The organism is Chryseobacterium lactis (assembly GCF_003815875.1).
In the GTDB taxonomy this organism is placed as follows: Bacteria; Bacteroidota; Bacteroidia; order Flavobacteriales; family Weeksellaceae; genus Chryseobacterium; species Chryseobacterium lactis.
This window is the reverse complement of the sequence record NZ_CP033924.1, coordinates 2,083,480-2,096,086: the sequence shown is the minus strand read 5'-3', so window position 1 is coordinate 2,096,086 and position 12,607 is coordinate 2,083,480. Positions and strand designations below refer to the sequence as shown.

5 protein-coding genes and 2 rRNA genes are annotated in these 12,607 nt (G+C 38.2%); 4 read left to right on the top strand and 3 right to left on the bottom strand.

All coding sequences use genetic code 11. The annotated features are described in order from the left end of the window. Nucleotide 1: 1 nt before the first annotated feature. On the bottom strand, nucleotides 2-877 hold the full coding sequence (locus tag EG342_RS09040; RefSeq protein ID WP_103291691.1) for a DMT family transporter: 876 nt from the start codon (nucleotides 875-877) through the stop codon (nucleotides 2-4). A 182-nt stretch (nucleotides 878-1,059) separates the two neighbouring features. Between EG342_RS09040 and EG342_RS09035 the strand changes: the two genes are divergently transcribed. From EG342_RS09035 to EG342_RS09020, 4 genes are all read left to right on the top strand, one after another. Then, nucleotides 1,060-1,584 carry a GNAT family N-acetyltransferase gene (locus EG342_RS09035; RefSeq protein WP_103291692.1) on the top strand — a complete coding sequence of 175 codons (525 nt, stop codon included), beginning with the start codon at nucleotides 1,060-1,062 and terminating at the stop codon, nucleotides 1,582-1,584. 281 nt (nucleotides 1,585-1,865) lie between these two features. Continuing rightward, nucleotides 1,866-3,494 carry an acyl-CoA carboxylase subunit beta gene (locus EG342_RS09030; protein WP_103291693.1) on the top strand — a complete coding sequence of 543 codons (1,629 nt, stop codon included), beginning with the start codon at nucleotides 1,866-1,868 and terminating at the stop codon, nucleotides 3,492-3,494. A gap of 337 nt (nucleotides 3,495-3,831) precedes the next feature. Next, complete coding sequence (locus EG342_RS09025; RefSeq protein WP_103291694.1) at nucleotides 3,832-6,972, top strand: SusC/RagA family TonB-linked outer membrane protein; 3,141 nt, start codon at nucleotides 3,832-3,834, stop codon at nucleotides 6,970-6,972. Nucleotides 6,973-6,990: 18 nt separating this feature from the next. Next, the gene (locus EG342_RS09020; RefSeq protein ID WP_103291695.1) at nucleotides 6,991-8,643 is read left to right on the top strand and encodes a SusD/RagB family nutrient-binding outer membrane lipoprotein; all 1,653 of its coding nucleotides are present in this window, start codon (nucleotides 6,991-6,993) and stop codon (nucleotides 8,641-8,643) included. A gap of 837 nt (nucleotides 8,644-9,480) precedes the next feature. Here the strand turns inward: EG342_RS09020 and rrf are convergent. Both rrf and EG342_RS09010 read right to left on the bottom strand, forming a co-directional pair. Further along, nucleotides 9,481-9,588: ribosomal RNA gene (gene rrf / locus EG342_RS09015) — 5S ribosomal RNA — on the bottom strand. Between the two features lie 142 nt (nucleotides 9,589-9,730). Next, a 23S ribosomal RNA gene (locus tag EG342_RS09010) occupies nucleotides 9,731-12,497 on the bottom strand. Nucleotides 12,498-12,607: the final 110 nt, after the last annotated feature.

The window sequence follows — 12,607 nt, the reverse complement described above, 5'->3', positions numbered from 1 at the left end:
GTTAAAGTTTTTTTGTTTTCCTGGCTTTTATTAATCCATTAACAATGATTGCCAATATCATAACTGCTGAAGCAATATAAAATATAGGGCTCATATGTTCTGATTCCCCAAAGATAAAAAAAGCTAGTATAATTCCGTAAACAGGTTCCAAATTAACTGTTAAAATTAGAGTAAAAGGCGATATATACTTCATTAATTTCACTGATTCCAGCATCGGAAAAGCAGTAAAAACACTGGCTAACAAGCATATTAACGCCAGATCTCTATAGTTTATTTCATTCATTTGAAAAATTTGACCTGAAAACAGATAAAATATCATCAGAATAAACCAACCACAGAATATTTCATAAAATATAATGTTTCCGGAACTTGTTTTACCAAACATTTTTCCATTAAATACTGAGAAAATAGTCCCGAATACTGCACATAGAATTCCATACATAATCCCTTCTTTAAAATGAAATTCAGTCTTAAAAATCAATAAAATACAGGCAACAATAACCATCCCCATGACCACTTCCGATACATCTACCTTTCTTTTAAAAATAATGGGTTCCAGTATCGAAGCAAAAAGTGTAGATAATGACAAACAGCTTAAGGCAATGGAAACGTTCGAAACCTTAATGGAATAAAAGAAGCAATACCAGTGAAGCGCCATCGCAAAACCTATGGCAGCGAGCTGAAAAAATATTTTTTTCGAAACTTTTATACTTTCCTTTTTATATACCCTGATAAATACAAAAAGGAAAATAGCAGCAAACAACATTCGGTAAAATACCAGAATCTGAGCATTGGCATCGATCAGTTTCCCCAAAATAGCCGTAAAACCCCATAAAAATACAATTAAATGTAACCTGAAAAGTGCCAATTTATGCATAACCTATCTTCTTCTTTTTTTGAACATGCAAATTTACAAATAGGCTTGTATAAATCTCACAAAAAATATAAATTTACTTTAATAAATAAACGTTTTTATTGGTTTTTCTTACTGATGCATGATCTCTGTTATTATTTTTTTGAAAAATCACATAAAAAGGAGAAAAAATAATAGAATACAGCATGATATTGCAGTCAGATATTAAAATCAAAACAGAACGGCTAACCTTACAACCTGTTGACGACTCGTACATAGATGATATTCTGGAACATTTCACAAGTGAAATCACCAGATATATGCCCTTTAGTCCACAAGGCAACAGAAACGATATTGTCAGTTTTGTCAATGAGTCAAAAAGAACCTTATCAGAAAATACAGACCTGATAATGGCTGCCTTGGATTCAAATGGAGATTTTGTCGGATGTTGTGGGATTCATAATATAACAAAGGAGTCAATTGAGCTTGGACTATGGTTAAAAAAGAGTTCTCAGGGCAAAGGATTCGGTACTGAAATTATCACAAAACTCGTTGAATTTCTGGAAAATAATTTTGTCTTCCAATATATTTTATATCCAGTAGATGAACAAAATATTGCAAGCAGAAAGATTCCGGAAAAACTGGGCTTCACTCCCTTCAAAAAGTATAAGAAGATTAAGGATTCTGCTACCGATCTTAACATTGTAGAATACAGAAAATATTACCATTGATTTCAATGACAGATCAAAAAAAACCCTGAAAATTTGTTAAACTTTCAGGGCCTTCAAATAATAAACTATTAAAAAAATAAACTAGGAACTTAGAGTATTTTGCAGAGAATATCACCTCTGTTACTCTACTGTAAAGTTAGAAAAAATATAAATCATTAAAAAATATTTTTCTGTTAAAAATTTCACAATTTACTAATAACCAAAGTATTAAACACCCGTTTTACTTCAAATCTATATTCCTCATAAAAATAGTATCTTTAAGCGTAAAAAATTGAAATCTTATGGACATTGAATTCAACAAACGGGAAGATCAGAACAGATTAAAACTTTCAGAAATAAATCGCCTGCTCGCCGAAATCAAAAAAGGAGGTGGTGAAAAGAGGCTTCAAAAGCTTCGTGATGAAGGAAAAATGACGGCAAGAGAAAGAATAGACTATCTTCTCGATAAAGATTCAGATTCCATAGAAGTAGGAGCATTTGCAGGATACGAAATGTATCCCGAGCATGGAGGATGTCCTAGCGGTGGTGTAGTCGTTATGATTGGCTATGTTTCCGGAAGACAATGTATTGTTGTGGCTAACGATGCTTCTGTAAAAGCAGGTGCATGGTTCCCAATAACCGGAAAGAAAAACCTTCGTGCGCAGGAAATCTCCATGGAAAATAAACTTCCAATCATTTACCTGGTAGATTCTGCCGGTGTTTATCTTCCGATGCAGGATGAAATATTTCCTGATAAAGAGCATTTCGGAAGAATATTCAGAAACAACGCCAAGATGAGTTCTATGGGTATTATCCAGATCTCAGCAGTAATGGGAAGTTGTGTAGCTGGAGGAGCTTATCTTCCTATCATGAGTGACGAAGCGATGATTGTTGATAAAACAGGCTCTATTTTTCTTGCCGGAAGCTACCTTGTAAAAGCTGCCATCGGAGAAAGTATTGATAACGAAACATTGGGAGGAGCTACGACCCATTGCTCTATTTCAGGAGTTACCGATTATAAGGCTAAAGATGATAAAGATGCTTTAAATAGAATTAAAAACATTATGAAGTCTTTAGGAAGCACTGAAAAAGCTGGTTTCGACAGAGTAGAAAGCTTTCCGCCTAAAGAAAATCCTGAAGATATTTTTGGAATTATGCCGGTTTCCAGAGCCGAGCAATATGATACTTACAATATATTGAAATGTATTGTGGATAACTCGGAATATGAAGAATATAAACCTGACTATGGTAAAAGTATTATCTGCGCCACCGCCAGAGTTGACGGCTGGTCTGTGGGAATAGTGGCCAATCAGAGAAAACTGGTAAAAAGCGGAAAAGGTGAAATGCAGTTTGGAGGAGTGATCTATTCTGATTCTGCAGATAAAGCAACCCGATTTATTGCCAACTGTAATCAAAGGAAAATACCATTGATCTTTTTACAGGATGTTACCGGTTTTATGGTAGGTTCCAAGTCAGAACATGGTGGAATTATTAAGGATGGAGCTAAAATGGTCAACGCAGTTGCCAATTCAGTAGTTCCTAAGTTTACCATTATTACAGGAAATTCCTATGGTGCCGGAAATTATGCCATGTGTGGAAAAGCTTATGACCCACGACTTATTGTAGCCTGGCCTTGGGCTGATCTGGCTGTAATGGGAGGTGCTCAGGCGGCAAAAGTATTAGCTCAGATTCAGGAATCTACATTGAAAAAACAAGGCAAAGAAATTTCCGAAGCAGAACATAATGAAATTCTTGACACGATTTCAAAAAGATATCAGAAACAAACAGAATCAACCTATGCAGCCGCAAGATTATGGACAGATGCCATCATCAACCCTGCAGATACCAGAAAATGGATTTCGATGGGCATTGAAGCTGCTAACCACTCTCCTATTACCGAAAAATTCAATTTAGGAGTCATTCAGGTGTGATGTAAATGTAATTTTGATCTCATATAATTATACCAATCCCTTATCATAGTTGATAAGGGATTTTTTATTCTTTATATTATTGATAAACGCCTATTTTAAACAAAACTTAATAAATTAGGATATCTATTCGTGAAAAAAATAAAATTCATATAAAAAAAAGATGAGTTTATTTTAATATCTATAATATTCAATATTAAAGAATTTTATACATTAAATATTAATTCAAACATCCTAATTTACGCAATTAAATACTGAATACCAATAAGTTACATTAAATAAATTTAATTTTATATCCATTATTTTGTTAATATTGTAGCATTAACCAAATGATGGACAAATGAAACAATTAAACATAGGGGTTCCCCTTACTGTAAGTGTCTTTTGTTTTCTGCTGGGCACTACCAACCATTTAAATGCTCAAAAAACAAAAAAAGACACCACAAAAAATAAACAAATTGAGGAGGTTGTGGTAACTGCTCTCGGAATCAAAAGAGATCAAAGAAAATTAGGATATGCCATAACAAAAGTTGAAACTAAAGATATTACGCAAGCAGGCGTGGTGAATCCAATGGAAGCTCTACAAGGGAAGCTGCCGGGTGTGGAAATTTCTGCAGGTTCAGGTGGACCTCAATCCAGTGCCAGAATTCAGATCAGAGGTAACACTTCACTAGGAAACAATAACCAGCCCCTTATCGTTGTAGATGGTGTTATTATTGATAACAGCATTACTGGTGCAGATCAATGGGGATCAGGTTATGATTTTGGTAATGAGATGAAAAACCTTAACACTGATGTTTTTGAATCAGTTACAGTATTAAGGGGTGCGGCAGCGTCTGCTCTTTACGGTTCTCGTGCCGCCAATGGGGTTATTGTTATCACTACTAAAAAAGGAAAAGATAAAAATGGATTGGGTGTCAGGATCAACTCTTCCCTTACTACACAACATGTATACGAAGGTCCAAAATTTCAAAATGAATTTGGAGCTGGTACTGCCCCTACCTTTTCAACAGATGTTAATGGTAACCGTTTTGTTGATGCAAGTAATTTTTTCCGTAGTTATGGACCAAAGTTTGATGGAAAGCCAGTAAAAGATATTGATGGTAGAACCATATTATGGAATCCTCAGCCAAAAAATTACAGAAATCTTTATCAGGTAGGGTTCGATCGTAAAAATTCATTCGAGATTTCCGGAGGAGACGCTAAATCTACCTTTTTATTAAGCTATACCAATCAGGAAGCAGAAGGTATTCTGCCTCGTAACAAATTTATTAAAAATGCTTATTACCTCCGTGCAACTCATGAATTTAACAAGTATTTACAAATAGATGCCAGTTTTAATTATAACAGATCATTTGGACAAAATCCCGTACCACAAGGCGGAAATAGTAGCCCTTTATTCAGTTTTATATACGGATTACCCAGGAGTTTTGATGCTGCATATTGGAGAAACAATTATTTAGATCCTGTAAAAGGTGGTATAAGGCAAGATACTGCAGATCCATATGGAATGGCTAGCACCTACTTTAATATTTTCCAGAATACAAGAACGCAAAAAGAAAATAATTATATTGGACGGCTTGACCTAAAATCTCAAATAACCGATTGGTTAAATCTACTTGTGAGTGGCAACTTTAACAATTATAATTTCGTTAACGAATCTAAAATTCTGGGAGAAAATCCTGGCTTTTCAGGGGGAAGTTATACTGTATTAGAAGGTACAAAAGAGCAATATATGGTTAAATTTTTATTAAATGGAAATTTTAAACTGACAGATCATCTCACACTCAATGCATCTGTTGGTGGTGAAGATTTCAGATCTAAATACAAAGCCAGCAAGCAATGGACCAACGGAGGTTTAAATAGCCCAGGAGTTTTTCAACTCTCAAACTCTATAGATCCAATAACAAATGAGCCATCCTATTCTGATGGGCAATCTCCAAAAAGAATTCAGGGTTTATATGCATTTGCAAATTTCGCATGGAAGGACCAGTTGTTTATTGATATTACTGGGCGTAATGACTGGTCTTCTACACTTGCATATCCCGACGGTCACGGAAGTCTGAGCTATTTTTATCCATCTTTTGTTGGTAACTGGACATTTTCTAATTCATTTAAGCTTCCAAAATGGATTAATTTTGGAAGTTTGAGAGGAAGTTTAGCCTGGGTAGGAAGAGATACTTCTCCCTATAATACCAGTTCAGGACTTTATTATAAACCTGATCCTTCTGCCTACAATACTCCGGGTGGTACCCGGATCCCGTTAACCGGCTTTAACAGTAATTCATTGGCTAATCTCAATTTAAAAAATGAACTGAGTAAATCCATAGAATTTGGAGTGAATATGGCCTTTTTTAATAATCGGTTAGATTTTGATGTTTCTTTTTATAAAACCAATACGACCAATCAACTATTAACCCTATCACTACCACAGGAATCCGGTATTAGCCAACAACAAATCAATGCAGGAAATTTACAAAATCAAGGGATAGAAATAATTGTCAATGCTGTTCCTGTTAAATCATCAGATTTTCGATGGAATACAACATGGACATTTTCTCAAAACAGAGATAAAATTCTGGAACTTTACCCGGGTGTAACTGAATACGTTATCAATTGGGGGATGGGAAATGATGTGAAAAGTATTGCCATACCAGGACAACAATATGGTTTAATACAAACCAAATATGCTTATGCAAGATATCAGGCATACGATGCAAATGGTAACAAAATTGATGATCCCAGAAATGGAATGAAAGTTCTGAAACCGAATGGTACTTACTTACGATCAGACTCTTATCAGAATCAGGGATATACTACAGTAGGTAAATCAACTCCTGATTTTTTAACCAGTTTCAGAAATACTTTAAGATATAAAAACTTATCATTAAGTGTCTTAATAGATGCTAGAGTGGGAGGAGATCTCCTTTCTGCTACCTATAATTACGGCGTTCAGTTTGGAAATCTAGCATCAACATTACAGTACCGGGATGAGGAAAAAGGAGGTATTAAATATATTGACAACGCTGGCAACACCCAATTTGGATTAATTCCTGAAGGGGTTTTTGCCCAAGGTACTGAAATAAAAGATAAGCAGGGAAATACCAGACAAGTTGGAGGCATGACCTATCAGGAAGTATATGACAAAGGATGGGTAAACCCTGTACGCACAGTCGGATATTACAACAATTTATCCTCGTGGGCAGGAGGTATTCGAGAACATGCAATATTTGAAAATACCTGGGTTTCCCTTAGAGAAGCAAGATTAACCTATTTCTTTAAACCGGAAATGATTAAACCCCTTGGGTTAAATACTCTTAATATGTCTATAATAGGAAGAAACCTCTTTTATATATATAATAAATTACCTGATGGAATAAATCCTGAAGGAAAATACTCCAACAGTGCAGGAAGCTTTGCAGAATATGGAGGAGCACCCATGTCAAGATATATCGGATTTAATCTGGATTTCTCATTCTAATACTTAAAATTACCTCAAATGAAAAAAATACTTTTACTCATCATATCGCTGCAGTTATTCAACTCATGTACCAACGATTTTGCTGAAATCAATACCAATCCGATCGATCAGGTAACCGCTACTCCTGAAGAACTATTACCACTAGCAATTAAAGCGGGATATAGTGCCAGCTACGAATACTATTATGATTATTACCGCAGGATTATGCCGTGGACACAAACATTGGTACCGAGTACAGGCAATTCCGGACAATTTATGAATGATGGTTCTAATATGAACCAAAGAAAAGATACCTTTTACGGCGATCATGGAGCTTTGCTTACTGATATCATTTACAAGATCAACAAAATGCCAACAGATCAGCAAACAAAATATGTCTATCTAAAAAGTATTGCTACAATTTTGAAAGTTTATTATGCATGGTATGTGACTGATGTAAATGGTAGTTTAGCCTATACAGAAGCTTTCCAAGCTCGCTATGGAGGAACCCAAACTCCCAAATATGAGACACAGGAGCAGCTATACGATATTTTTGATAAACAATTAAGTGAAACGTATACCGCAATTGAAGGAGCTAATCAATCCATACAGGTAAACGTTGGTTCAAAAGATTTCTTTTTTGATGGTGATATTACTAAATGGAAAAAGGTTGCTAATTCATTAAGATTAAAGATTGCTTCAAGATTAATGAAAAGAAATTCAACAAAACTTACAGCTATTGCTACAGAGGTATTGTCAAGAGATCAGATTAGTAAGCAGGAAGAAGATTTTTCACTACGATCAAGAAGATTTACAGAACATGGTAATTTTAATCCTATTGGCATGTTAGCCTCAAAACCTATGGTTGATTTTATGAATACTACGGAAGATCCTAGAAGACGCATATTTTTCGAAAAGAATGATTATTCCCAGGAAAACATTAATAAACTTGTAGCAGCAGGGCTAATGAAGCAAGTGGATACTGCTGAAAGATATGTGGGAGGCCCCATCAGTCCCGATTTGGTTCCAGCTAATAAAAGCCGTTATTATACTTCGGCAAAAAGAGTATTAAATCAGGTTAATTATGATACAGTTTCACGATTACAATATAGAATATGGCGCCCGGAAAATGTTGTAGGCATTACTATTGGTACCGGAAACGCTATATTTCCACTCCTTACCTATGCTGATTATTCTTTATTAAAAGCAGAGCTGGTTGTGAGAAATCTGATCCCTGGTAATGCTGAATCCCTCTATATGGAAGGTATCAAAGCTTCTATTAAAATGTACGACAATATAGCAAAAGAAGCTATCATAGATAAATATATACCTATTAAAGGAACTGATACTAATATATATCTCAATAGTTCTAAAATTAAATTCAATTCTTCAAAAGCTCTTGAACAAATCATTCTTCAGGAATATCTTAATTATTTCAAACAGCCAAGCGAAGTATGGGCATTGATAAAAAGAACTGGTATGCCTAATACATCAACTGCCCTTAAACTTGAAGAGCCTACTCGCGATGGATTTCCATTGACAATGCCAAGAAGAATTGCTCTTCCAACTCCATCAAAAGATAACTTAAATTATCAAAACCAACAAACAGCCCTTGATCAGATGAATCAGGATCCCGGTTTTGGCGGTAATCCAAACAATATTTGGGGTCGCATTTGGTGGGATAAAGAATAAATCATTAGTAATGAGCAACCAGTAATGGGCAATAAATAATCACCCCAAAACAATAAGCAATCGCATATCCGTAATCTTTGTCATCTCGTAGAGATCCAGACAGCGTTATTCTATTTTGTAATTAGAATATAATACTGCATATCTCCTTTCAACCGTCTGGATCCTTTCAGGATGACAAAAAGAGGTGATAATTCAGAAGCAGCAGTGATGTTAATAAATTGAATATGCTCTTACGCTTGATTTGTAAGTAATAATGGATTTATAATGTAGATATTCAATAGCAACAGGCTTTAGCCCGTTGTACAAATAATCAATCCTTCCATCGGCTTTAGCCAAAACCTACAAACCTTATCTACACGCATATCCGCACACTTTGTCATCTCGTAGAGATCCAGACGACATTATTCAATTTTTTAATTAGAATACAACTCCTATAACCTTTCAATCGTCTGGATCCTTACAGGATGACAAAAGGAAGTGATAATTCAGAAGCAGCAGTGATTTTAATAAATTGAATATGCTTCTACGCTTGATTTGTAAGTAATAATGGATTTACAATGTAGACATTCAATAGCGACGGACTTTAGCCCGTTATCATCATAGAACATATTCCATTGGCTTTAGCCAAAACCTATTTATTATTTAAAATTGAAAATAGAGAATGAAAAAGGCTGTAGAAAAAGGGTTGAGAATTGAAAGATTGAAAATAAAGTAATCCAGTGGTATTAAGTGATACAGCATTACCTATTACTTATTACTCATTACCTATTCCCGGGGGGTATATACCAAAAAAAAAGTCTCATACATTACTGTATGAGACTTTTAAAATAAAATAAAAACTGGCGGCGGCCTACTCTCCCGCTTTCGCAGTACCATCGGCGCTGGTGGGCTTAACTTCTGTGTTCGGAATGGGAACAGGTGAGCCCCACCGCTAAAACCACCCTAAAGGTTGTATATAGCATCTGGCTTATTGCATAGGGCTCCTGGCTTGTTTGCCAATCACTTTTTGCTGTTTGCCTTTTGCGTTTTAATCGATAAAAACTTTCACAAAGAGCTAACCTTGCTGCACTTTCGTAGCACCATATCAGGCTATAAATCTACGGGTAATTAGTACTACTCGGCTATGACATTACTGTCTTTACACCTATAGCCTATCAACGTGGTCATCTCCCACGACCCTTAAAAGATGTCTCATCTTGAGGCGAGTTTCGCACTTATATGCCTTCAGTGCTTATCTCTTCCAAACGTAGCTACTCAGCAGTGCACCTGGCGGTACAACTGATACACCAGAGGTTTGTTCAATTCGGTCCTCTCGTACTAGAATCAAGCCCTCTCAAACATCTAACGCCCGCAATAGATAGAGACCGAACTGTCTCACGACGTTCTGAACCCAGCTCGCGTGCCACTTTAATGGGCGAACAGCCCAACCCTTGGGACCTTCTCCAGCCCCAGGATGTGACGAGCCGACATCGAGGTGCCGAACCTCCCCGTCGATGTGAGCTCTTGGGGGAGACTAGCCTGTTATCCCCGGAGTACCTTTTATCCTATGAGCGATGGCCCTTCCATACGGAACCACCGGATCACTATGTCCTGCTTTCGCACCTGATCGACTTGTAGGTCTCACAGTCAAGCACCCTTATGCCATTACACTCTACGCACGGTTACCAAGCGTGCTGAGGGTACCTTTGAAAGCCTCCGTTACTCTTTTGGAGGCGACCACCCCAGTCAAACTACCCACCACGCAATGTCCTTCCCAAAGGAAGTTAGGCTCCAAGTAAGTAAAGGGTGGTATTTCAACGTTGGCTCCACAAACACTAGCGTGCCCGCTTCACAGCCTCCCACCTATCCTACACATTACTTACTCAAAGTCAATACGAAGTTATAGTAAAGGTTCACAGGGTCTTTTCGTCCCATTGCGGGTACTCGGCATCTTCACCGAGACTACAATTTCACAGAGCTCATGGTTGAGACAGTGCCCAGATCGTTACACCATTCGTGCAGGTCGGAACTTACCCGACAAGGAATTTCGCTACCTTAGGACCGTTATAGTTACGGCCGCCGTTTACTGGGGCTTCAGTTAATGCCTTCGGTTTAACCCTAAGCACCTTCCTTAACCTTCCAGCACCGGGCAGGTGTCAGACCCTATACTGCATCTTTCGATTTTGCAGAGTCCTGTGTTTTTGATAAACAGTCGCCTGGGCCTCTTTACTGCGGCCACCATTGCTGATGGCGTCTCTTCTCCCGAAGTTACGAGACTATTTTGCCTAGTTCCTTAACCATGATTCACTCTAGCACCTTAGGATTCTCTCCTCGACTACCTGTGTCGGTTTTGGTACGGGTTGCTTCACTTCGGCTTTTCTTGGAAGCACTTTCCCTACAGCAGCTTCGCCCGAAGGCTAGGCCTTGACTATTCCGTCAGTCTCCAGTAAGTACGGCACTCCGTCCCCTTTTTAGTGTGAGCAAGTATGGGAATATTAACCCATTGTCCATCCACTACCCCTTTCGGGTTCGCGTTAGGTCCCGACTAACCCTCAGCTGATTAGCATGGCTGAGGAAACCTTAGTCTTTCGGTGAGGGGGTTTCTCGCCCCCTTTATCGTTACTTATGCCTACATTTTCTTTTCTATCCGCTCCACAATACCTCACAGTACTGCTTCGGCGCAAATAGAATGCTCTCCTACCAGATGTATCCCTAAGATACAAATCCATAGCTTCGGTAATATGTTTATGCCCGATTATTATCCATGCCGGACCGCTCGACTAGTGAGCTGTTACGCACTCTTTAAATGAATGGCTGCTTCCAAGCCAACATCCTAGCTGTCAATGCAGTCCAACCGCGTTGCTTCAACTTAACATATATTTGGGGACCTTAGCTGTTGGTCTGGGTTCTTTCCCTCTCGGACATGGACCTTAGCACCCATGCCCTCACTGCCGTAGAACATTTATTAGCATTCGGAGTTTGTCAGGAATTGGTAGGATTTGACTCCCCCGCATCCAATCAGTAGCTCTACCTCTAATAAACTTATATACGACGCTGCACCTAAATGCATTTCGGAGAGTACGAGCTATCTCCCAGTTTGATTGGCCTTTCACCCCTACCCACAGGTCATCCGAAGACTTTTCAACGTCAACCGGTTCGGTCCTCCACTCTGTGTTACCAGAGCTTCAACCTGCCCATGGGTAGATCACAAGGTTTCGCGTCTAATCCTACTAACTATACGCCCTATTCAGACTCGCTTTCGCTCCGGCTCCGGTACTTAATACCTTAACCTCGCTAGTAAAATTAACTCGTAGGCTCATTATGCAAAAGGCACGCCGTCACACCATATAGGTGCTCCGACCGCTTGTAGGCGTACGGTTTCAGGTTCTATTTCACCCTTCTATTCGAAGTGCTTTTCACCTTTCCTTCACAGTACTTGTTCACTATCGGTCTTTCAGGAGTATTTAGCCTTGGAGGATGGTCCCCCCATATTCAGACAGGATTTCACGTGTCCCGCCCTACTCATTTATCACTCAAATATGCCTTTCATATACGGGGCTATCACCCTCTACGGCCGTTCTTTCCAGAACATTCTATTAAACATATATCAGCTTTTGGGCTAATCCGCTTTCGCTCGCCACTACTTACGGAATCTCTTCGATTTCTTTTCCTCCGGGTACTTAGATGTTTCAGTTCTCCGGGTTTGCTCTCTAAATAAATTTAGAGTGACATGTCTTCAACATGCCGGGTTGCCCCATTCGGACATCTGCGGATCAATTCGTGTGTGCCAATCCCCGCAGCTTTTCGCAGCTTACCACGTCCTTCGTCGCCTCTGAAAGCCTAGGCATCCGCCATACGCCCTTAACGATTTCTTTCCTAATATTAAATTAGTTCAGTATTTTTTGATAAAATTTAATTTATCGATATTTTTATAAACTCGGCACTCGAAAGTGCTCGGTTATCTCTTTGTGATGTCTTTACCGTT

What these genes read in the sequence shown, in the direction of transcription:
- EG342_RS09035 (WP_103291692.1), top strand. Translation starts at nt 1,060, where the DNA reads ATGATATTGCAGTCAGATATTAAAATCAAAACAGAACGGCTAACCTTA.
- EG342_RS09040 (WP_103291691.1), bottom strand. Translation starts at nt 877, where the DNA reads ATGCATAAATTGGCACTTTTCAGGTTACATTTAATTGTATTTTTATGG.
- EG342_RS09030 (WP_103291693.1), top strand. Translation starts at nt 1,866, where the DNA reads ATGGACATTGAATTCAACAAACGGGAAGATCAGAACAGATTAAAACTT.
- EG342_RS09025 (WP_103291694.1), top strand. Translation starts at nt 3,832, where the DNA reads ATGAAACAATTAAACATAGGGGTTCCCCTTACTGTAAGTGTCTTTTGT.
- EG342_RS09020 (WP_103291695.1), top strand. Translation starts at nt 6,991, where the DNA reads ATGAAAAAAATACTTTTACTCATCATATCGCTGCAGTTATTCAACTCA.